The 21,251-nt window shown below is 69.3% G+C and carries 24 protein-coding genes; 5 read left to right on the forward strand and 19 right to left on the reverse strand.

Annotated elements, in window-relative coordinates:
* Nucleotides 1–202 precede the first annotated feature (202 nt).
* The 6 genes from ACLJPX_RS26730 to ACLJPX_RS26755 form a co-directional block, all read right to left on the reverse strand.
* Nucleotides 203–1,123 (reverse strand): hypothetical protein, encoded by a 921-nt coding sequence (locus ACLJPX_RS26730; RefSeq protein ID WP_158255738.1) that lies wholly within the window; start codon nt 1,121–1,123, stop codon nt 203–205.
* Between the two features lie 112 nt (nt 1,124–1,235).
* Complete coding sequence (locus ACLJPX_RS26735; RefSeq protein WP_410602749.1) at nt 1,236–4,043, reverse strand: helix-turn-helix transcriptional regulator; 2,808 nt, start codon at nt 4,041–4,043, stop codon at nt 1,236–1,238.
* Nucleotides 4,040–4,669, reverse strand: a complete 630-nt coding sequence (locus ACLJPX_RS26740) for an MBL fold metallo-hydrolase (protein ID WP_410602751.1) — start codon at nt 4,667–4,669, stop codon at nt 4,040–4,042. Before ACLJPX_RS26740 ends, ACLJPX_RS26735 begins: the two co-directional genes overlap by 4 nt.
* A 47-nt stretch (nt 4,670–4,716) precedes the next feature.
* Complete coding sequence (locus ACLJPX_RS26745; protein ID WP_410603476.1) at nt 4,717–5,613, reverse strand: alpha/beta fold hydrolase; 897 nt, start codon at nt 5,611–5,613, stop codon at nt 4,717–4,719.
* 271 nt (nt 5,614–5,884) lie between these two features.
* Nucleotides 5,885–7,129 carry a DUF1700 domain-containing protein gene (locus ACLJPX_RS26750; RefSeq protein WP_410602753.1) on the reverse strand — a complete coding sequence of 415 codons (1,245 nt, stop codon included), beginning with the start codon at nt 7,127–7,129 and terminating at the stop codon, nt 5,885–5,887.
* Entirely contained in the window at nt 7,126–7,449 is a 324-nt protein-coding gene (locus tag ACLJPX_RS26755) for a PadR family transcriptional regulator (RefSeq protein ID WP_101609787.1), read from the reverse strand. The genes ACLJPX_RS26750 and ACLJPX_RS26755 overlap by 4 nt, the downstream gene beginning before the upstream one ends.
* Before the next feature lie 140 nt (nt 7,450–7,589).
* Between ACLJPX_RS26755 and ACLJPX_RS26760 the strand changes: the two genes are divergently transcribed.
* Genes ACLJPX_RS26760 through ACLJPX_RS26775 form a run of 4 tightly spaced genes read left to right on the forward strand, consistent with a single transcriptional unit; the run spans nt 7,590 to nt 9,952 of the window.
* A complete protein-coding gene (locus tag ACLJPX_RS26760) occupies nt 7,590–7,991 on the forward strand; it encodes a GntR family transcriptional regulator (RefSeq protein WP_199192913.1) in 402 nt (133 codons plus the stop codon).
* Entirely contained in the window at nt 7,988–8,878 is an 891-nt protein-coding gene (locus ACLJPX_RS26765; protein ID WP_410602755.1) for an ABC transporter ATP-binding protein, read from the forward strand. Before ACLJPX_RS26760 ends, ACLJPX_RS26765 begins: the two co-directional genes overlap by 4 nt.
* Nucleotides 8,875–9,564 (forward strand): ABC transporter permease, encoded by a 690-nt coding sequence (locus ACLJPX_RS26770; RefSeq protein WP_410602757.1) that lies wholly within the window; start codon nt 8,875–8,877, stop codon nt 9,562–9,564. Before ACLJPX_RS26765 ends, ACLJPX_RS26770 begins: the two co-directional genes overlap by 4 nt.
* A gap of 34 nt (nt 9,565–9,598) precedes the next feature.
* Nucleotides 9,599–9,952 (forward strand): DoxX family protein, encoded by a 354-nt coding sequence (locus tag ACLJPX_RS26775; protein WP_410602759.1) that lies wholly within the window; start codon nt 9,599–9,601, stop codon nt 9,950–9,952.
* Here ACLJPX_RS26775 and ACLJPX_RS26780 read toward each other — a convergent pair.
* From ACLJPX_RS26780 to rsmD, 13 genes are all read right to left on the reverse strand, one after another.
* Nucleotides 9,949–11,133 (reverse strand): MAB_1171c family putative transporter, encoded by a 1,185-nt coding sequence (locus ACLJPX_RS26780; protein ID WP_410602761.1) that lies wholly within the window; start codon nt 11,131–11,133, stop codon nt 9,949–9,951. The genes ACLJPX_RS26775 and ACLJPX_RS26780 overlap by 4 nt on opposite strands.
* The gene (locus ACLJPX_RS26785; protein ID WP_410602763.1) at nt 11,130–11,693 is read right to left on the reverse strand and encodes a hypothetical protein; all 564 of its coding nucleotides are present in this window, start codon (nt 11,691–11,693) and stop codon (nt 11,130–11,132) included. Before ACLJPX_RS26785 ends, ACLJPX_RS26780 begins: the two co-directional genes overlap by 4 nt.
* Before the next feature lies 1 nt (nt 11,694).
* Complete coding sequence (locus ACLJPX_RS26790) at nt 11,695–12,135, reverse strand: helix-turn-helix domain-containing protein (protein WP_037311474.1); 441 nt, start codon at nt 12,133–12,135, stop codon at nt 11,695–11,697.
* A 68-nt stretch (nt 12,136–12,203) separates the two neighbouring features.
* Nucleotides 12,204–13,064, reverse strand: a complete 861-nt coding sequence (gene mutM, locus ACLJPX_RS26795; protein WP_410602765.1) for a bifunctional DNA-formamidopyrimidine glycosylase/DNA-(apurinic or apyrimidinic site) lyase — start codon at nt 13,062–13,064, stop codon at nt 12,204–12,206.
* Nucleotides 13,065–13,090: 26 nt separating this feature from the next.
* Nucleotides 13,091–13,837, reverse strand: a complete 747-nt coding sequence (rnc, locus tag ACLJPX_RS26800; protein ID WP_020630746.1) for a ribonuclease III — start codon at nt 13,835–13,837, stop codon at nt 13,091–13,093.
* 16 nt (nt 13,838–13,853) lie between these two features.
* Complete coding sequence (rpmF, locus tag ACLJPX_RS26805; RefSeq protein ID WP_005160412.1) at nt 13,854–14,036, reverse strand: 50S ribosomal protein L32; 183 nt, start codon at nt 14,034–14,036, stop codon at nt 13,854–13,856.
* Between the two features lie 72 nt (nt 14,037–14,108).
* Nucleotides 14,109–14,726, reverse strand: a complete 618-nt coding sequence (locus ACLJPX_RS26810) for a YceD family protein (protein WP_101609794.1) — start codon at nt 14,724–14,726, stop codon at nt 14,109–14,111.
* Between the two features lie 136 nt (nt 14,727–14,862).
* The gene (locus ACLJPX_RS26815) at nt 14,863–15,588 is read right to left on the reverse strand and encodes a DivIVA domain-containing protein (RefSeq protein ID WP_410602768.1); all 726 of its coding nucleotides are present in this window, start codon (nt 15,586–15,588) and stop codon (nt 14,863–14,865) included.
* 118 nt (nt 15,589–15,706) lie between these two features.
* Nucleotides 15,707–16,495: a hypothetical protein gene (locus ACLJPX_RS26820; protein WP_410602770.1), complete on the reverse strand. Its 789-nt coding sequence runs from the start codon at nt 16,493–16,495 to the stop codon at nt 15,707–15,709.
* Nucleotides 16,495–17,010: an RNA polymerase sigma factor gene (locus ACLJPX_RS26825; RefSeq protein WP_410602772.1), complete on the reverse strand. Its 516-nt coding sequence runs from the start codon at nt 17,008–17,010 to the stop codon at nt 16,495–16,497. The genes ACLJPX_RS26820 and ACLJPX_RS26825 overlap by 1 nt, the downstream gene beginning before the upstream one ends.
* A 67-nt stretch (nt 17,011–17,077) precedes the next feature.
* Nucleotides 17,078–17,782: a ribonuclease domain-containing protein gene (locus ACLJPX_RS26830; RefSeq protein WP_410602774.1), complete on the reverse strand. Its 705-nt coding sequence runs from the start codon at nt 17,780–17,782 to the stop codon at nt 17,078–17,080.
* 99 nt (nt 17,783–17,881) lie between these two features.
* Nucleotides 17,882–18,364: a pantetheine-phosphate adenylyltransferase gene (coaD, locus tag ACLJPX_RS26835; protein ID WP_101609798.1), complete on the reverse strand. Its 483-nt coding sequence runs from the start codon at nt 18,362–18,364 to the stop codon at nt 17,882–17,884.
* Nucleotides 18,365–18,418: 54 nt separating this feature from the next.
* Nucleotides 18,419–18,973, reverse strand: a complete 555-nt coding sequence (gene rsmD / locus ACLJPX_RS26840) for a 16S rRNA (guanine(966)-N(2))-methyltransferase RsmD (protein ID WP_410602776.1) — start codon at nt 18,971–18,973, stop codon at nt 18,419–18,421.
* A 122-nt stretch (nt 18,974–19,095) separates the two neighbouring features.
* On the opposite strand from rsmD, the gene ACLJPX_RS26845 reads away from it, so the two are divergent.
* Nucleotides 19,096–21,210, forward strand: a complete 2,115-nt coding sequence (locus ACLJPX_RS26845; protein WP_101609800.1) for a HelD family protein — start codon at nt 19,096–19,098, stop codon at nt 21,208–21,210.
* Nucleotides 21,211–21,251: the final 41 nt, after the last annotated feature.

The raw sequence follows: 21,251 nt of genomic DNA on the forward strand, positions 1-21,251 counted from the left end.
GACGGGGGCCGGACGGCGGGGCATGGGGCGCGGACGCCGTTCCTCCCCGCACTCGGGAGGGTCTTCACCGAAGGGCGCGAGGCCGCCTTCCCAGCTACCGGCGGCTCTCTGGGTCTCGCGTGCTCCCCTGGCTACTCGTCTCCGTCAGCGTGTTGCCCCGGAGGTTACGACCTCCGGGGCACCGCTCGCATCCGTGTTTCGGTCAGGGGGCGACCATGTCGAACCAGTTGAAGTTCTCGATCATCTGCCGCGTGCTGCCGATGTACTGCGGCCCGGTGAGCTCCCACCGCTCGACGAACCGGAAGGTGCCCGGCTCCAGGCTCTCGTCGACGCCGGTGTCGGGGTCGTCGGTGACCGGCCGGTACTCCCAGATCGTCTTCTTCTCCAGCGTGACGTCCAGCAGCTGGTACTCCGACTGCGTGCCCAGGTAGCCCGGCGCCTTGTGGTCACCGGCGCGCCCCGGGTCGGACAGTTTCAGCTGGACGGTGTCGCCGTTGAACGAACCCTTCGCCGCGACCACGGTGACGATGTGCCCGCCGGAGCGCTGCAAGCTCCCCCATGGTCCGGCCTTGTAGCGGCCGTACGCGATCTGGAGCGGCCCTTCGTTGAGCTTCTTCGCCAGTTCGCCGGAGAAGTCGGCCGTGCCCGCGGTGCTCACGTTCCCGGTCGAGGACGTCCAGCCCGCGTCCCGCGCCGGTTTCGTGGCGATGGTCCACGCCTTCTGCAGATTGCCGAGCGTCGTTTTCCCGTCGTACTTGGCATCGACGCCGATTCGCCCGATCGAGTTGGTGATGACGTTGTAGTCGGCCGGGTCCTTCGGATCGAGCTGGCCGACCCGGGTGGTCACCCAGCCGACCGGCGCGTTCTTCACATGACCCCAGTAGTGCAGGACGTTATACAGCGAAGCCGGTCCGCAGTACGCGTTGCCGTCGTTCTCCAGTCCGGCGCGGAACTGGTCGACGTCGCTGACCCCGCACTGTTTGACGTCGAAGTCGGCGCCGGTGACGTCGGTGGCCTTGACGCAGGGGGCGGGGGTGCCGATCTTGTCCGCCGCGGCGGTACCGGGGAGGGTGGCGACGGCGGTGAGGGTCGCTGCGGCGGTGAGGATCAGGCTGCGGATCATGGCTCCTACCTTCGGGTTCGTCCGGCTCGGTAGGTAAAGACTGATCTTCGCGACCCCCCAGACGCATGAGGGGAGATCCCTCAACTCTGTCGGGCTCCGGTCTGGGGGTCCCTCACGAAAGGACTCGCGCCAGTTCTCGCCGTCCGGCGATGCCGAGCTTCGTGTAGATCCGCCCGAGGTGGTTCTCGACCGTCTTCGGGGTGACGAAAAGTTCCTGCGCGATCTCGCGGTTCGCGCGTCCGGACGCCGCCAGATCCGCGACCCGGCGTTCGCTGGCGGTCAGTGAGGACGGGCCCGCGAAGACCATCCGCCGCGGCCGGTCCCCCAGGGCCTCCAGTGCTTCGACGGCGCGGGTGCGCAGCACGACCGAGCCGCATTCGGTGGCCAGTTCGATCCCGCGGTTGAGCGGGGTCCGCGCGTCCGTGCGGCGCCGGGCGACCCGCATCGCCTCGCCGAGGTCGATCAGCGAACGGGCGAGGTGCAGCCGGGCCGGGGACCGCTCCAGCACCCCGACCGATTCGGCCAGCAGGTCCAGCCGCCGGTCGCCGTCGGCGTGCGCGAGCAACCGCAACGCGGCGCCGATCTCCGTCGTGGTCCCCCACTTGCGCGCGATGCTCACCTGTTCCTCGGCCAGTTCCAGGGCGTGGTCCGACTCGCCGAGCAGCATCGCGGCGCGCACCGCGGGGACCCGCCACGGGATGGTCGGCGGGTCGACCCCCGCCGCGAGCATCTCGTCGCGCTGCAGGAACGCCTGCGTCCTGGCGAGGACGGGATTGCCGATGGCGAGCGCGATCAGCGCGCGGGGCTCGTGCAGCCACATCGTCGGCATCATGCTCGGACCGTCGCCGTGGTCGCTGTCGAACCGCGCGAGCACCTCGGCCGCGGCTTCGAGGTCACCGCGTTCCATCGCGGCGTAGGCCAGGAAATGGGTCGACGTCGCCCGGAGCGCGACCACCTGGGGCAGCGGCTCTTCGGCGCCGATGGCAGCGAGCGCGCCCTCGGCTTCGGCCTCCATGACACTCACGTTGCCCAGCCGCCAGTCGAGGAACAGCGCGGCGTTGGCGACCATCGCGAACTCGACGGGCGAACCGTGCGCCCGCACCCGGCGGCGCGCGCTCTCGATCTCCCGCCGGGCCTCGTCGACGCCGTCGGCCGAGATCAGCGCGAGCATCGCGACCACCCAGCCGACCATCACGTCGATGCTCCCGGTGGCGTCCTCGAAGTAGGCGCCGTGGGACAGGGCCCGGCAGGCTGTCGCGGCGACCTCGTCCGCGGGCCGGACCTCGTACCGGCCCATCTGCGCGAGCAGGCCGAGCAGGGTGCGCTCGTCGGGGGTGCCGCCGCTCAAACTCGCGTACGCGCGCAGATGATCCGACGCCACGCCGCGGTGGTGCGGCAGGAACGAGCGGATCACCGCGAGCCGCGCTTCGAGATGCATCCGGCCGGGGTCACGCGGACCGCCGGGGCGGGCGGCGATCGCCTCGACAAGTTCGGCGACGGCGGCTTCGGGTCCGTCGACGACCGCCGTGGCCGACGCGGCGGCGGCGACGAGTTCGGCGTCGGGAACGCCGTCCGCGGCCACGAGGAGTTGTTGCCGCGCTTCGGCCGCCTCGCCCGTGCGGAGCAGCGCGCGGCCGAGTTCGGCCCGCAGCGCCGCGTCGTCCGGGGTCTCGTCGACGGCCCGGCGCAGATGGGCGGCGGCCGTCCTCGGGTCACCCGCCGCGAGCAGCGCGGCCGCGGCCTTGCGCAGGATTTCGGCCGCGTCCGGCAGGGTGCCTCTCGGTGCCTGCGCGAGATGAGCGGCGACACGGTCCGCCGGGGCCTTCGCCGCGCGCAACGCCTTCGCGGCGGCGCCGTGCAGTCCCGCGCGAGCGATCGGGCCCAGGTCGGCGAGGACCGCCTCACGGACGACGGGATGGACGAAGACGAGATGGTCACCGTCGCCGGTGAGCACGTTGGCCGAGGTCAACGCCTCCACGGCGACCGAGAGCCCTGCGGCGTCGAGCTTCGCCAGCGCTCCGGCCTGCCACGGATCGCCGCCGGTGCCCAGGATCGCGACGGCACCGGCCAGCCCGACCGCCTCGGCGGGCATCCTGCCCAGCGCCGCGCGGAAAACGGTGCTGGGGCCCAGTTTCCCGACCTGGCCCGCGGACGTGTCGGTGTCGAGGGGCAGCCCGAGGGCGTCGAGTTCGTCGACGAGAACCCTGGCCAGGAAAGGGTTTCCGCCACTGGCCGCGTGCAACGAGGTGACCACGGCCCAGGCGGGGACCACCCCTCGGGCGGCCACGAGCTCGGCGAGCGCTTCGAGCGAAAGCGGCTTCGGCAGGACGCGTTCCGCCTGCCGCGAGACGCTCAGGTGCGCCAGCGGTCCGGCGTTCTCCGCGGGCGGGCGGGTCGCCACCACGAGCACGATCGGCAGGTCGGCGATCCGGCGGGAAAGGTAGACGAGGAACTGCAGCGACGAATGGTCCGCCCACTGCGCGTCGTCGACCGTGATCAGCAGCGGCCGGGTCGACGAGAGATCGACCGCGACCCACCACAGCGCGTGCAGTGTCCTGCCCAGTTCGGCCTCGCTCGGATCGGCGGCCGCGGCGTCGAGCGCCCGGAGCGCGTCGCCGGACGGACCGGCGAGGATCTTCTCGCGGATCTCCCCGCTGTAGCGCGACACCGAACGCTCGACCATCTGACGGACGACGCCCCAGGCCATCGCCCCTTCGAGCGCGTCGCCGACCGCCTGCAGCCGTCCGAAGCCACGGCCTTTCGCCAGCGCGCGGGTCTCCTGGACCAGCCGGGTCTTGCCGATCCCCGCCCGGCCTTCGATGACCACCACCCGGCCCTCGCCCGCCAGGGCCGAGTCGAGCGCCGCTTCGATCCTCCCGAGTTCGCGGCCGCGTTCGAGGGTCGGCTCGTCGCGGTTCATCCGGTCAGGCGCTCGAGCCGGTCGGGATCGCGCAGCGGTTTCCCGTGCCCGAACAGGACCAGCCGCGGCCGGAGCCCGGCGAGGCGCCGCATCGACTCGCGGTTCAGGTCCGCGTCCCAGGTGAGGAAGTCCGGCGGGGCGGTCAGCCGCCCGATGTGGAAGAAGACGTCGCCGCACAGCAGGACGCCGTCGCTCTCCCGCCAGAGCGCGATATGCCCCGGCGAGTGTCCGGGGACGTCGAGCACCGTGAACCCGGCGACGTCGTCCCCCTCTTTCAGGGCACGGGCGACGGGGTGGGGCTCGGGCATCTTCATCCGGGAAAGCAGTTTCGGGATCCGGCCGGGCGCCGTCGCCGGTGTCGCCGTCTCGATCGCCTGGACGTCCTTTTCCCCGGCCCACAACGGGATTCCGAACTCCTCGCACAGGGCGTGGCTCGACCCGAAATGATCCGGATGGGCGTGGGTGACGACGTGCGCGGTCAGTGCTTCCCCGGCGAGTTGCCGGGAGACCCGCCGCCGCGCCCCGGGCGTGCCGGAGTCCACCAGGACGTCCTCCACCAGATAAACGTTCATCAGGTGCGGCGGACGGCCGAGGAGTTGCCGTACTCCAGGGGCCAGTTGGCGCATCCGAGAATCGTAGCGGTCACGGGGCGGGACGAAAGGGCTCCATTGGGTCACGTTCCGCTCGGAATCGCGGCTTGTCGCGGTTCCGGGTCGTCCGGCCGGGCGCTTCCGGTGCGCAAGAGGGTTCGCCATTGGTCCGTGTCATGGCTGGCGACGTCGGTTCCGGTGAGGAATTCACGCAATACGGCGAGAAAGCGTGCGGGATCGCTCAAATACGGGAAATGTCCCGCGCCTTCGAAAACGACCAGCCTGCTGCCCGGCATGGCCGCGTGCGCGACGGCGGCGTGCGCGCTGGGCACGACGTGGTCTTCGGTGCCCCAGACGAGCATCGTCGGGATTCCCGCGGTGAGATAGCACCGGTCGAGCAGGTTGACCACCTGGCCGCGCCAGTCGACGACCGAGCGGAGGGTGCGCAGGAACGCCTGCCGCGTGGGCGCTTCCACCAGCCGGACGTACTTGCCGAGCACGTAGTCCAGATCCTCCCCGAGCCCGAACCCGCCCGCCTGGCGCAGCAGCCCGCGAAAGGCGCGGAGGCCGAGCCGGACCGGCGCCGAACCGACGACCGGGAGCAGGAACCCCGCGCCCGGCGCGGCGGCCAGCCGCAACAAGGGATGCACGCCGGGCCCGATTCCACCGGAACCGACCAGCACCAGCCGTTCGCACCGATCCGGGAATTGGTAGGCGAATTGCATCGCGACCCCGCCGCCGAGCGAATGCCCGACGACACTGACCTTGTCGACGCCGAGCACGGAAAGCAGGTCGCGCATTCCGCACGCGTACGCGGCGACCGAATAGTCCGCGCGGGGTTTCGCCGATTCCCCGTGGCCGAGCAGATCCGGGGCGATGACGGTGAATTCCCCGGACAACGCGGCGAGGACGTCGAGCCAGGTCGACGAATCGTCGCCGATCCCGTGGACGAACAGCACGGCCGGACCGCGCCCGGCCATCCGGTAGGCGCGTTCGTAGCCGTGGACGACCTTTTTGCGCGGGGCGAGATCTTCCACACCGGTCAGCACCCGATCAGTGCAGCAGCGGGATATTCGGGGCACGTTTCGGGCCGGTTCGATTCTCGTTACGCGCGGAGCTGAAGGGAGCCTTCCCCGCATCCCACGCGACGAAAGCTCCCTTCACCTCATCCCACGCGGGGAAAGTCCCCTTCGGCCCCCGCGCGGGAAACGGGTGGAGGCGGCCCCCGACGTCCGCCTCCACCCGGGCCACCTAGCGCGTCGGCTGGGCGGAGTTCGACGGCGGAGCCGCGGAGGACGACGGCGCCGGCGGGGCGGACGAAGAAGGCGGCACCGGCGCGCCCTTCGGGATCGCCGCGCTGAACGGGACGTCGGTCCGCTCCTGGCAATAGGAGCGGTTTCCGTTGTAGCCGTTGAGGTTCCCGTCGTTGTCCTGGACGCCTCGCTCGAGCCGCGGCCGCGGGTAGCGGTTGTCGTCGCCGACCTTCCGCTTCTCGCCCGAGCTCCGCTCGCAGGCGTACCGGGTCGTGCTGAGCGGGCGGCCTTCCTCGTCGTAGAGGAAGATCTCGGTCAGCGGCTTGCCCTCGGCGTCGAACGCGTAGATGTTGTCCACGCTTCGGCTTCCGTACATCAGCTGCGAATTGCCGTAGGTGTCGCTGTAGCTCGTCGGGTAGCCGTTGTACGAGTCGCCACCGTAGGACCGTTTCGCGATCAGATCGACCGCCGCGCCCGCCCCGCCGACCATGCTGCCGATGACGAACGCCGAGACCGGCACGGCCAGCCACAGCAGCCGCCTGTCCCCCTTCAGCTTCGGCCCCGCCCAGACCACCGCGACGGCCGCCAGCAGCATCAGCGGCAGCAACAGCACCGCCTCGGTGTCGCGGAGCACGAGCAGCAGCCCGAACACGACCAGCACCGCCGCGCACAGGATCCACCACGCAGGCTTGAGCGAGCGGAAGTAGGTCATTCCGTTGCCGTTCCGGTTGGCCTGGAACGAAGTCACGGTCTCGCGGAGCTTGACCACCTCGGGCAGTTCCGCGATCGGGCCGACTCCCCTCCGCACCACGTAGACGACGCTGATCGCGAGCACGGGTGCGACGAAAAGCAAGCCCAGCAACGGTTCCACTCGCAACCAGACCGCGGCCGCGAAGCCGAACAACGCGAACCCGCCCATGGAGAACACCAGGCCCCAGAACGCGAACCGCGCACCGCCGATCCCGGTTTTCGCCTTCAGCAAGGTGGTCTTGTCGCCCGCGTCGGCCGGACGCGGCGGATAGCCGCCGGACGCCCGCAGCTCGGCGGCGTAGCTTTCGGGGCTGCCCAGCCGCTCGATCAAGGCGTCGACCTTGGGGCTGTCCCCCAGTTCCGCCTCCATTTCGGCGAGATGGGGCCGGACGTCTTCGAGGATTTCCTCGACTTCGCTCTCGGGCAGGTCGGCGAGCGCGCTCCTGACCCTCGCCAAGTACACCCGCACGGCGGTCGGATTCTGCGTGCTCATGCTGCCTCTCCCAACAGGCTGTTCATCGTCGTGGCGAAACTCCGCCAGGTCTGCGCCGATTCGTCCAGGCGCTGACGACCCGGCTCGTTGAGGCTGTAGTACTTCCGGTGCGGGCCTTCTTCGCTCGGCACCACGTACGACGTCAGCAGGCCTGCCTTGTACAGCCGCCGGAGCGTCCCGTACACCGAAGCGTCGCCCACTTCCTGCAACCCCGCGACCCGGAGTCTTCGGAGTACGTCGTAGCCGTAGCCGTCCTCCCCGCGAAGCACCGCGAGAACGGCTAGGTCCAGCACGCCCTTGAGTAGCTGACTGATCTCCACAGTCGCGTCCCTCCCAGCTCTTACGCAACAGAAGGTACCACGCATTGCACAGTAGTGCGCAAGGCGGAGGCGACTTGCGTCCGGGCGAGGTTCATGGGTTACTTAGTCCAGTAATGAACCACCGCACCCGGGGAGGGTGCATGACGACTGGGAACGGAGGTGTCGTGCTCGACGACGGAACACCACTGTTCGCGCAGATCGCCGAACAGATCGCCGACGACATCGCCGAGGGAAGCCTGGCCGAGGGGGAACGCGTGCCGTCAACCAACGAACTCGCCGCCTTCTACCGGATCAATCCGGCGACGGCGGCCAAGGGGATCAACGTGCTGGCCGACGACGGCCTGCTCGAAAAGCGACGCGGGATCGGCATGTTCGTGGCCGGCGGAGCGCGGCAGAAGCTGCTCACCGACCGGCGGCGGCGCTTCGCCGAGCAGTACCTCGATCCCATGCTGATCGAAGCAAGGCGCCTCGGCATCGACGACGAAAGCCTGATCTCGCTCATCCGCGGGAACGGACACCAGAACGGAGGACCGGCCGCATGACGCCGACCATTTCGACCACCGGCCTGACCCGGCGCTACGGCGACCACCTCGCCCTCAGCGACGTCTCGGTCGGCATCGAAGAAGGCAAGATCACCGGCCTGCTGGGCCGCAACGGCGCGGGCAAGAGCACCTTCCTGCGCATCATCACCGCACAGGAGTTCGCCAGCGCGGGCACGGTCCGCGTGTTCGGGGAGAACCCGGTGGAGAACGAGCGGGTGCTCCGGCGCCTGGTGCTCGTCCGCGAGGACCAGCAGTTCCCGGACTTCAAGGTGCGGCACGCCCTTTCGGCGGCGTCGTGGTTCTACCCGAACTGGGACGCCGAACTGGCCGACACGCTGCTCCGCGACTTCGACCTGCCGCTGAAGCGCACGATCAAGAAGCTCTCGCGAGGGATGCGCTCGGCGCTGTCGATCACGATCGGGCTGGCGGCACGCGCGGAACTCACACTGCTCGACGAGCCGTACGCGGGTCTCGACGCCGTCGCCAGGCACCTGTTCTACGACCGGTTGCTCGACGACTATTCGGCTCATCCCCGCACGGTCCTGCTTTCCACGCACCTGATCGACGAGGTCGCCGATCTGCTGGAGCACGTCGTGATGATCGACAAGGGCCGCGTCGTCCTCGACGCGCCCGCCGACGAACTGCGCGGCTCGGCCGCCACCGTCAGCGGACCCGCCACGGCGGTGGAGTCCTTCGTCGCCGGCCGCCGGGTGCTGCACCGCCGCAAGATCGGTTCGCGCGCTTCGGTCACCGTCGCCGACGCGCTCGACGCGGCCGCGAAGGCACGGGCACAGTCCCTGCACCTGAAACTCGAACCGCTTTCCTTGCAGCAGTTGATGGTGCACACCTCCAACGGACAGACGACGGCAGAGGAGGCGTCCGCATGAACATCCTGGTCAAAGTCGCGCGTTACCACCTGGTGGACCGGCTCCAGTTCCTGGTGCTCCCGGTCGGCGTCACGCTCTTCGCCTTCGGGGTGAACCTCGCGATCTTCGCGCTGATCCCCGAAAAACCCGAGGACAACTTCTCCGGCGGCCTGTTCACGCTGTTCGTGTTCATGCTCGTCTGCGGCGCCTTGAGCATGACGAAGTCACTGCCGTTCGGGCTCGCGCTCGGTGTGTCGAGGCGGTCGTACTACCTGGGCACGGTCCTGCTGGTCGCCGGATTGTCCGCGCTGTACGCGGTGGGCATCGCGGTGTTGCAGGTGATCGAGGACGCGACCCGAGGCTGGGGGCTCGGCCTCCACTACTTCCGGGTGCCCTGGGTGCTCGACGGCCCCTGGTACCTGACCCTGCTCACGGCGTTCGTGTTGCTGACGCTGATGTTCGTCTACGGCATGTGGTACGGCCTGATCTACCGGCGCGCTTCGGTGGTGGGTGTCGTCCTGTTCGCCGCCGCGCAGGTCCTGGTGCTGCTGGGCGGGGTGCTGCTGCTCAGCTGGACCGACAGCTGGTCGAAGCTCGGCACGTTCTTCGGCACGCTGACCGTCGGCGGGCTGACCGGAGTGCTCGCGGTCCTGGTCGGCGTCGCCGCCGCCGGCGGGTTCGCCACGATGCGCCGGGTCACGGTCTGACCTCGGGAACACTTCCACACCAAGGAGTTCTGTCATGGCCGTGGTTTCCGTAGTGCTGTCCGTGATGCTGGCCGCGATCTTCGCCGTACTGGGGGTGGCGAAGGTCCTGCGTCAGCCGTCGTTGGTCTCCCGGACCGAGAAGCTCGGCTTCTCGGTCCGGGAGATCCAGGGGATCGGCGCGCTCGAGGTCGCCGGCGCGGCCGGGCTGGTGGGCGGATTCTTCTGGCCGCCCCTCGGGATCGCCGCGGCGATCGGCCTGACGGCGTTGCTGATCGGGGCCGCGGTCTCCCACGCGCGAGCGGGAGACGGGGTCAAGGACGTCGCCCCGCCGGTCTGGCTCGCGCTGATCTCGGTGGCGGCCGCGGTCACCGCGATCGTTTCGGCTTAAGCCACCAGGGTTTCGCGCGCCCGGTCGCGGATGCGTCCGACCACAGTGGACCTTCGCCAGGCGTGCGTGACCTCGACCAGCCAGGCCGCTTCGGTGGCGATGTCGGGTTCATCGAGATAGGTCGCCGGAACGTCGTCGGGGGCGTACCGGCGGCCTGCCTCGGAGGCCACGAGCGCGGCGGCCAGGGCCGCGGCCTCGATCGTCGCGGGGACACGGGCTTCGGGGATCTTCGCCTTGCGTGCCTCGGCTTCCGCGACCGGCGGGACGTCCGGGTCGAAGTACGGGCGCAGCGCGAGATGGCCGTCCCGGATCTCGATGACCCTGCGGTACAAGGCGAATTCCACGCCTCCCGGCATACCGGGGCCCGGGTCCAGCGCGATTCCCGGGACGGCTTCGCGCATCGCGGTCCACAACGGTTCGATCCGGCGGTAGGTCCGGTACGTGCCGATCAGGCGGAACGGGGTGGCCAGCGCCGGACCCCAGACGCTGAGCGTCGCGCCCGCCCCGGCGAGGCCGACGCTCAGCGCCGCCAGGATCGACGAGAGCGTGTCCTCCCCGGCGTCGACTTCGCCGGTGGTGGCGAGGATGTAGATGTCGTCGACGTCCCAGAAGGTCCAGCCCAGCGCGGCGACCCCGCCGCCGACGAGCAGCCAGAGCCCGGTGCGAAGCGGACCGGGAGCGGCATGCCGTGCGAAGCGGGCGAAGACGATCGAGAAGGTCAGCAGACTGATCAGCCCGTACGCGAGGAAGACGACGTTGTACGCGACGAACCAGCCGAGCCTGCCGGGACCGGCGGCGGTGTGTTCACCGACGCGATAGCTGTCGGAGAGCAGGAAGAGCGCGATCTCGGCCGCCACCACGGTCCAGGAAAGCACCACGTGCCAGCCGATCCGCTTGCCCTCCCCCAGTTTCAGCGAATGCGAGAACGCGACCGCGAAGGCCATCGCGCCGATCTTGAGCAGGTCGGCCGCGAGGTTCAAGAGGCTGCCGATGGGCTCTTCGACACCGACGGCGTTCTCCATCGCCGGGGTGAGCAGCATGATGCCGCCCGCGATGCACATCCCGAAGGCGCTCAGGAGCCACATCCGCCGCAATGGCTGGGTGTGGCGAGCTTGGATCAGCTTGTAACCGAAGCCCGCGAAGGCCACCACGCAGCAGAAGTACGCGATGGTCTCGGTCACGGCAGGCGCCGCTTCCGGTTTCCGAAGAGGTTGTCGACCCTGGCCATCCCGCCGGCGAGGTCGCTCCCGCTCTCGTCGGTGTGCGCCGCGCCGCGCACTCCAGTCCTGGCGACGCGTTGCGCGAGGATGCTGGCGAGCAGTTCGGCTTCCTGCTCCTCGACAGCGCTGTAGCTCGTGCGGCCGAGGACGCGGCGGACGAGTTCGGGCGACAGGTTCGGCATGAGGGCCTTGCTGGCGGCGGCGTCGAGGGCGATGCCGTCGGCGCCCGCGTCCGAACCGACATGGCCGCACAGCAGATGCCCGACCTCGTGCAGGAGGATGTGCCGCCGGTGCAGGGCGGTGGTGTTGGTCGGGTAGAGGATGTAGTCCGCGCGCTCGGTGCTCATCAGAAGTCCGCACGGGCCGCTGGAGGGAACGTTGACCTGCATCAACTCGATCGGGCGGCCGCGTTCGCCCGCCAGTTCCGCGATGAAGGCCTCGGCGTCGAAGGGTTCGGGAAGGCTCACGCCGTCGGCGAGACTCCGGCAGCGGCGCCACAACTCCTTACGGCGGCGGTCCACTTCACGCCTCCCTCTTCGTGCCGCCCCGTCCGGATTCCCTGCGGGCGATCGCGTCGATCATGTCGCTGATGGTGTCGAGTCCATCGGGTGAAAGCGTTACGGCCCGCAACGCGACGTCCCGGACACCGGCATCGCGGAGGGCTCCCAGAAGGGCGAGTTCCTCGGCGATCTTGGCGCTCTGCTCGTCGTCGAAGAAGTACGCCGGTGAGACACCGAAGAACTGGGCCAGCGCCTCGAGGTGCCGTTTCGTGGGGTTGTCGCGACGACCGGTGCGCAACTGCCACAGGTACGTCGTCGAGAAACTCTCGCCGGTGGCCTCTCGGCAGGCCTTGGCGACCTCCTCATGACTGTACGGCTCACGATCGGGTCTCAGCACGATCTGGAACAGCTTGTCGATCTTTTCGGCGAGCGTCGTCTTGCCGGGCTCGGTCGCGGCCACCATCCCACTCCCTACATGTCGTGCCCGTTCATGCTAGTTGACGCGGTGCCCGCATTCATACACGACAGTTTTCACCTCACGCGAGGGCGTGGCTGACATCGCGGGCACGAGAAGGACGAACGGTTCATGAAGGGGTCCCGCCGGATCGGCGTCCCGCATCGGCCGCACGGCAGACCCTCCTGACCATAGGCGTCGAGGGAACGGTCGAAATACCCGGATTCGCCGTTGATGTTGACGTAGAGCGCGTCGAACGACGTCCCGCCCGCGACGAGCGCGGCGGCCATCACCTCGGTGGCGGCGGTGAGCACGGTGCGGCCGTGGGCCGCGGTGAGTTTGTCGGTCGGGCGGGCCCAGTGGAGTTTGGACCGCCAGAGGGCCTCGTCGGCGTAGATGTTGCCGATGCCGGAGACGAGGGTCTGGTCGAGCAGGGCGCGTTTGATCTCGGTCCGCCTCGACCTCAGCGCGCGGACGGCCTGGTCGAGGTCGAAACGCGGGTCCATCGGATCGCGGGCGATATGCGCGATGGTGCTCGGCAACGCCGTCCCGTCGACCTCGGTGAGTTCCGCGAGCGCGAGACCGCCGAAGGTCCGCTGGTCGACGAAGCGCAACTCCGGCCCGTTGTCGGCGAAGCGGAATCGCACGCGAAGGTGCTTCTCGTCAGGGGCCTCTTCGGGCTGGACGAGCATCTGGCCGCTCATGCCGAGGTGGGCGAGCATGGCCTGCCCGTCGGACAGATCCAGCCACAGATACTTGCCGCGACGGCGCGCGGCGGTGATCTTGATACCGGAGAGCCGTCCGCTGAAGTCCTCCGCGCCGAGTTCGTGGCGACGGATCGCGCGGGCGTGGAGGACTTCGACCTCGGTGATCGTCCGGCCGGAGGCATGCGCCTCCAGCCCGGCACGGACCACCTCGACCTCGGGGAGTTCGGGCATGAGGCCGATTCTCCCACTGTCGTCGGTCAGGTCGTTTTCGGCGGCTGTTCGATGTCGAGTTCGGCCGAAAGCTGGCGCCAGGCCGTCTCGGCGGCCTTCTGCTCGGCTTCCTTCTTGGTCGTCCCCGAGCCGTAGCCGAGTTCACGCCCGCCGACGAGCACGGTGGCGCTGAACTCCTTGCGGTGGTCGGGACCGGTGTCCTCGACCTTGTACTCGGGTACGCCGAGGCCTGCCGACGCCGTCAGCTCCTGGAGACTGGTCTTCCAGTCCAGGCCGGCACCGCGCAGCGGCGCCTCGGCGAGCAGGCCGTCGAACAGGTGGTGCACGAGCTGGCGCGCGATCTCGATGCCGTGCTGCTGGTACGCGGCGCCGATGACGGCTTCGAGACCGTCGGCGAGGATGCTCGCCTTGTCCCGGCCGCCGGTGAGCTCTTCGCCCTTGCCCAGCAACAGGTGCGTACCCAGCCCGCCTTCGCCGAGGCCGCGCGCGACCCGGGCCAGTGCGTGCATGTTGACCACGCTGGCACGGAGTTTCGCGAGCTGACCTTCGGCCAGGTCGGGATGCGTGTTGTAGAGGTGATCGGTGACGACCAGACCCAGCACCGCGTCCCCGAGGAACTCCAGACGCTCGTTCGGCGGCAACCCACCGTTCTCATAGGCATAAGAACGGTGGGTCAGCGACAGCGTCAGCAGCTCGGGCTCGATCGTGATCCCGAGTGCTTCGAGCAGTGGTGCGGGGTCAGCGGGTGGTCCACCGGCCGATTTGCCCCCCATGTCGGTCAGCTGCCGATCAGGCGGGCTCGACGACCTGGCGACCGTTGTGCTGGCCGCAGGCCGGGCACGCGATGTGCTGGAGCTTCGGCTGCTTGCAGGCGCGGTTGGAGCAGGGCACCAGCTGCACCGGAGCCGCCTTCCACTGGCTGCGGCGCGCGCGGGTGTTGGATCGCGACATCTTCCGCTTCGGGACGGCCACGAGTAGATCTCCTTCAGACGGTCTGCCCGCGGTCGCGAGCGAACTTGCTTCTCCGGAACGAGCTGGTGCTCGTCAGGCTTGCTTTCCGGGGCCATCAGCCTGGTCATCGGCCGTTTCGTCACCGAAACGATCGACCAGCGAGGCCCACCGAGGGTCTATCTTCTCATGCCCGTGCCCAGGCTCGAGATCGGCCCACTTGACACCGCATTCGATGCACAGGCCCTGGCAGTCCTCGGTGCACAGCGGGGCCAGCGGGAGCGCGAGCACCACCGCGTCGCGGACCGTCGGCTCGAGATCGATCCGGTCGTCCACCAGGCGAGGGATCTCGTCCTCGTCGGTGGTCTCCTCGGTCGCGGAGCCGGGGTACGCGAAGAGCTCGGTCAGGTCGACCTCGACGTCCTCGGTGATCGGGTCGAGGCACCGCGAGCAGTGCCCCGTCGCGACGGCGGACGCCGTACCGCTGACGAGCACACCCTCGACGACGGACTCGAGGATCAGGTCGAGATCGAGGCTGGAGCCTGCGTCGATGGTGATGACGTCGGGCACACCGAGCGCGGTCTCGACGGGAATGGCGCGTTGGACGGCCTTGCTCAGGCCGGCGTGACGGCCGAGCTCGCGGGTGTCGAGCACCCACGGGTTCCGGTCGTCCAGTTGCGCAGGCCTGGCCTGCGGCGACTTGTTCTCAGACATCGGTGACCAGGGTACGCACGTGCCGCCACCGGTTTACCGGCACGCCCCGCGAAGCCTTCACGAACGCTATGAAAGGCCCGTTACTTGCAAATTTTGCAAGTAACGGGCCTTTCATAGCGCGCTTGGGGGCCCTCGATCAGGACTGGTAGTCGTACAGCGAGGTCCGGCTGTTGCCCGGCAGGTTGACCGGGGACCGCAGGTGGTTGCGCCCGGAGTCGACCGTCCGCAGCGTGGTCGCCAGCAGTTCGGAGAACTCGGCCAGCTTGCCGTCGACGTAGGCGTCGCAGTCGCCACGCTGCTTGTCGGCCTCGGCGTGCGCCTCGTCGACGATGCGGGCCGCCTCGCCGTGCGCGGCCTGGACGACCTCGGTCTGCGAGACGAGCCGGGCCTGTTCGGCGCGGCCGTCCTCGATGGCGCGCTCGTAGGCGTCGCGGCCCGCCTGGATCATCCGCTCCGACTCGGCCCGCGAACGGTCGGTGAGGTTCTGGAACTCGGCCTGCCCGGCGGCGACCATGCGCTCGGCCTCGCCGTGCGCGTCGCTCATCATCTGCTCGGCGCGGGCACGGGCGTCGGCGAGGATGCGCTCCGCCTCGGCCTGCGCGTCGGCGACCGTGCGGTCCGCTTCGGTGTTGGCCGTCGTGACGGTCTCCGCCGCCTCGGTGCGGGCGGTCTGGATCAGTTGATCACGCTTGTCGAGGACGTCCTGCGCGTCGTCCACTTCGCCCGGCAGGGCGTCGCGGATGTCGTCGAGCAGCTCGAGAGCCTCCCCGCGCGGTACGACGCAACTGGAGGTCATCGGCACGCCGCGGGCTTCCTCCACGATGGTGACGAGCTCGTCGAGAGCCTCGAAAACCCGGTACACGGCCACTCCCTACCTACAGCGATCCCCACTATTCCCTGTGCTCAGTTTGCCCTCATGACCGCCGTTAGGGGTGAAAGCGCGCGGTACCGGGCGTGTCCCCGCCGGTACCGCGCGCCGGTCACCGGAGGTCGAGCTCCGGATCCATGACCAGCCTGATCAGCTGGTCGTCGGCCGGACGCGAGCCCCCGTCGCCCGCGCCGGTGGACACGGCGACCGACGTGCCGTCGGCCCGGTACGCGATCGCGTCACGGCCCGGTTCCACGTCGCCGGGTGGCAGCGACGGGACGGTGCCGGTGACGACGACGGTGCTCCCGTCCGCTTGGGGCAGCTTCACGCAGCCCACCGGTTCCCCGCTGGTCACCCCGGGGATGTCCGCGTCGAGCCCGTCGACGGCCCGCCGGCCCGGTTCGCAACTGTCTTCGAGGGAGAAGCCCAGTTTGGCGGCCTCGGTTCCGCTGATCGTGACGACCAGGGAACGAACGGCGCCGGAAGCGTCCCGGTAGCCGATCGTGGCGACGAGGATGTCCCAGGTCCGCACCTGGGACACAGAGCGGACTTCGATGTCCTTGGCCCCGGTCAGCACGTTCGGCAGCGCGGCGGCCAGGTGCCCGGCGATCTTCGCCTTCTGTGCCGTCAGGTCTGTCTTCGGCGGCGTCGGCGGCTTCACCGGACCCGGCGACGGCACGGGCGCGACGGTTGACGGAGACGCGGCGGGCGCGACCGCCGGGCCGCCGGGTGTCGCGAACGCCACCACGGCGGCGATCACGGCCAGCGTCGTGGCGCCCGTAAGCGCGACCGCGCGCCGGTTCCGCCGTTTCCTCGCCGTCGTGGCGATCTCGTCCGGATCGAAGCCGAGCGGGGGCTCGGCCAGTTTGATCCCGCGCAACCTGTTTTCGAGTTCGTCCATCACGCGCTCCTCCCGGAGACAGCCTCGTCGTGCTGTCTCTGCAGGGCCGCGCGGAGGACGTCGAGTCCCCGCGCGGCCTGGCTCCTGACCGTCCCTTCCGAACAGCGCAGCGCGACGGCGACCTCCGCGACCGGGAGATCGGCGCAGTAGCGCAGCACGACGGCGGCGCGCTGTTTCGGTGGAACCTCGGAGAGGGCGCGAAGCAACGAATCCGAGATACCGGCTTCAGCCGGGGCTGAAGGCTCTTCGGGGACGACGCCGTCGCGGTTCTCTCTGCTCCGCCACGGTCGTCGCCGCTCGTCGAGCCAGCAGCGCAACAGGATCTGCCTCGTGTAGTTGTCTACGGGCCCTTTCCGGCTGACCTTCGGCCAGACCCGGTACAGGCGGATGAGCGCGGTTTGGACCAGATCCTCCGCGAGATGCCAGTCGCCGCAGAGCAGGTACGCCGTCCGCCTGAGCGGCAGCGCCTTGCCTCTGGCGAACTCCCTGAAGCTCGCATCGTCCCCAGACCGCATCGTGCCTCCTCTTCCGTGTTCCGGTGTATCTCACGGACGAGGAGGCACGTGGCGTTGCATGGCGGGATCAAGCGCCGGGGTTCACCAGCTTGAAGGTCGCGTAGCGGTCCGGCGTGTAGACGATCTCGCCGCCCTTGCCGGAGATCACGCGGTCGCTCGTGCTCACCGGGAACAGCTGGTAGTAGCCGGCGGCACACGAGGGCAGCACGCCTTCGCGGTTCTCGTAGACCGTGCCGGTCGCGCCGCCGCGGGCCTTGTCGACCACGGACTTCGCCGCCGAGGACAGCGTCGAGTAGCCGACCTTCGTCAGCTTCGAGGTGTCACCGCACTTCGGAGCGGGCGCGCCGTTGACGTCGATCACGGAGAAGGTCTTGTAGTGGTCGCCGGTGTAGAAGTACTCCCCGCCGGTCCCGGTGACGATGCGGCGCGTGCCGCGGTTCGACGAGCCGGGGGTCGGGACGGTGTACTCGTGGTAGTAGCCCGAAGCGCACTTCGGGAGGATGTTCTCCCGGTTCGAGAAGACCGTCCCGTCGTTGTCCGGGTACGGATACGGCCCACCCTTCTGGATGAGGTTGTACGTCGTCGTCGCCTCGGCGGGCAGCGACGAGAGCGACGAGTGCTTGAACCCGGTGAGATCCCCGCAGGGGTTCTGCTGGATCGAGACGGGGGCGGCCGTGGCCTGGGAAGCACTGATCCCGCCACTGAGTCCGCCGAAAAAAGTGACTACCAGAACGAGCAGCGCGGCGGCTATCCGCGATCGTTTGTTGGTCATTTTCGGACCGTAACCCGATCGTGTATTCACCAGAAGGCGCCGAGATGAACTCTTCATCGCCGGTCACCGCTGCCCGACCAACGGCTTCGGCCGTTCGGGTCAACCTCGTTCGGCGTACTTCTCCCCGAGGCGTTTGAACACTATCGGCGGCACCAGGTGCTCGATGTCGCCACCGAGCGCGGTGATCTCCTTGACCAGCGAACTGGACACGAACCCGTACTCCGGGTTGTTCGCCATCAGCAGCGTTTCGAGCCCGGTCAGTTCGCGGTTCATCTGCGCCATCTGGAGTTCGTAGTCGAAGTCGCTGACCGAACGCAGCCCCTTCGCGACCGCGATGATGTCGTTCTCGCGGCAGTAGTCGACCAGGAGGCCCTGCCAGGAGTCGACGCGCACGTTCGGCAGCTTCGCGGTGATCTCGCGGAGCATGTCCAGCCGTTCCTCGGTGGTGAACAGGCCCTTCTTGCTCTTGTTCACCCCCACCGCGACGACCACCTCGTCGAACAGCCTCGCCGCCCGCTCGATGATGTCGAGATGTCCATTGGTGGCCGGGTCGTAGGACCCGGGACAGACCGCACGCCGCATGGCGCGGACGCTACCAAGGAGCAGGGTCCCCTGCGCGTTCATCCGTGCGCCGTCTCACACCTGATATTCGGCCCAGTACAGCGCCGTGTCGCCGTAGCGCTTCGTGCGCATCGGCTCGAAGCCCGGCGGCCAGTCGGGCTCGCCGTCCCGGGCCGCCCGTTCGATCACCAGCAGCGCTCCGTCCGCGATCCACCGGCCCGCGGCGAGCGCGGCCATGACCTCACCCAGGCGGGTGGAATCCACGGCGTACGGCGGATCGGCGAGGACGATGTCGAAGGTTTCCGGCGCCGGAACGGCGACGACGGACTCGACGGTCCCCGCCCGGACCGTGCCGCCGAGCCCGAGCGCGGCGACGTTCCCCTTGAGGATTTCGACCGCGCGCCGGTCGTGTTCGACGAACAGCGCGCCGGCCGCGCCCCGGGACAGCGCCTCCAGCCCGAGGGCGCCCGAACCGGCGTAAAGGTCGAGGACCTGGGTCCCCTGCAGCTCGCCCGCGACCTCCAGCGCGTTGAACAGCGCTTCGCGCACGCGTTCCGACGTGGGCCTCGTGCCCTTCGGAGGGACCTTCAACCGCCTGCCGCCCGCGGTCCCCGCCACGATCCTGGTCATTGGAGCATCGTGCCTCAACGGCATCCGCCGTGACGTTCGGCAGGACTTGGTGAAGCCGCCGCCCAGCTCGCGTAGAGTCGTCCTTCGCCCTCGGAGGCGATAGAAGCGTTTAGGAGCGTTGCGTGTCCGAACCTCGGGTCAGACGGGCCGAGATCGCCATCGAGCAAGCCCATGTGGACATGGTCTACACCAGGCTCGCCGAACTGCGAGCCCAGGCTGAGGCCATGCGTACCAAGGGCTATGAGATCGGCCATGGCGCCGGGCGTGAAGCGATCTTCGAACAGGCGTCGATGCTGTTCGAGCGGGACATGATGGTCTATCACGCCAATCAGACCCTCCAGACTCTCGACGCGGAGTACGAGGGGCTGGTCTTCGGCAGGCTCGACCACCTCGACAACGACCACATCTACGTCGGCCGTCTCGGCATCCGCGACGCCGAGTTCGACAACCTCGTCACCGACTGGCGCGCGCCCGCGGCGGCGGCGTTCTACCAGGCGACCGCCGAGGAGCCGATGGACGTCGTCCGGCGCCGGGTGATCCGGTGTTCCGGCCAGAACGTGCTCGACGTCGACGACGACGTCCTGATCGCCGACGCGGTCCCCGAGACCATGCAGATCGTCGGCGAAGGCGCGCTGATGGCCGCGCTCGGACGGTCGCGCGGCGAGAAGATGCGGGACATCGTCGCCACCATCCAGAAGGAACAGGACGAGGTCATCCGCGCGCCGTGGCGCGGGGTCACGGAGATCACCGGCGGCCCCGGTACCGGCAAGACCGCGGTCGCGCTGCACCGCGCGGCGTACCTGCTCTACCGCCACCGCCGTCAGCTCGGCGGCGCGGGCGTGCTGGTGATCGGCCCGTCCGGGGTGTTCACCAGCTACATCTCGCGGGTGCTGCCGTCGATGGGTGAGACGAACGTCGAACTGCGCGCGCTCGGAGAGGTCCTCGACGGCCTCGAAGCGACCCGTCAGGACCCGGCGCCGCTGGCGGCGATCAAGGGTTCGCTGCGGATGCGCAAGATCCTGCTGCGCGCGCTGCGGGACACGCCGGAAGAGGCGCCCGAGGACATGAAGATCGTCTACCGCGGCGAGGTGCTGCGGCTGGACGCGCGCGAACTCGACAAGGTGCGCCGCAAGGTGCACACCGCGGGCGGGCCGCCGAACCGGTCGCGGATCCGCGCCGCGGAACTGCTGCTCGACGCGCTCGCCTCGAAGGCCGAGCAGCACGCGAAGGACGACGGCCGTCAGATCGACAAGGCCGAGCTGGTCAGCGAACTCGGCGAGCGCATCGAGTTCCACCGGTTCCTGGTGGTGTGGTGGCCGATCCTGTACCCGGCGCAGATCCTGCGCTGGCTCGGCGTCGAGAAGCGGCTGGCCGGCGCGGCGAAGGGCCTGCTCAACCGCACCGAGATCAGCATGCTCGCCGCCGACTTCGCCGACCGCTCGCGCGGCTGGACCATCGCGGACATCGCGCTCCTCGACGAACTGCGCGTCCTGATCGGCCAGCCGCCGAAGAGCCGCCGCGGCCGCCAGAGCATCGAGGTCAACCCGGAGCGCGGCGGTGCCCCGACCAGGCCCGAGCACTACGACGAGTACTCGCACGTGGTCATCGACGAATCGCAGGACCTTTCGCCGATGCAGTGGCGGATGGTCGGGCGGCGCGGCAAGTACGCGAGCTGGACCGTGGTCGGCGACCCGGTGCAGAGCTCGTGGCCGGATCCGGCCGAAGCCGCGATGGCGCGGGACCAGGCCTTCGGGATCAAGACGACGCGGCGCCGGTTCACCCTGCGCACCAACTACCGGAACTCGGCGGAGATCTTCGATCTGGCCGCGAAGGTCGTCGCCGGGCACGCCGAGGCCGACGAACTCCCGCGCGCGGTGCGGCAGACCGGCATCACGCCGGAGGTCCGGCCGGTCGAGGCCGCCGGGCTGGAGGCCGCGACGCAGGCCGCGGTGAAGGAACTGATGGGGGCCGTCGAAGGCACCGTCGGCGTGATCACCGCCATGGACCGGGTGCCGGAGGTCGAGGGCTGGCTCGACGGGCTTTCGGACGAGCGGCTCAAGGTCGTCGGCAGTCTCGACTCCAAGGGCCTCGAGTACGACGCCGTCGTCCTGGTGGAACCGAACGACCTCATCACGGAGTCGACCACCGGCCGCCGGGTGCTGTACGTCGCCCTCACGCGAGCGACCCAGCAGCTGACCGTCCTGGCTTCCAACCCGGACTGGATCCCGGCCGCCTGATCCCGCAAGTCGTCCTCTAGTTGTGGTAGTTGGGATCGCGT

This window comes from Amycolatopsis sp. lyj-90, assembly GCF_046549035.1.
GTDB lineage: Bacteria > Actinomycetota > Actinomycetes > Mycobacteriales > Pseudonocardiaceae > Amycolatopsis.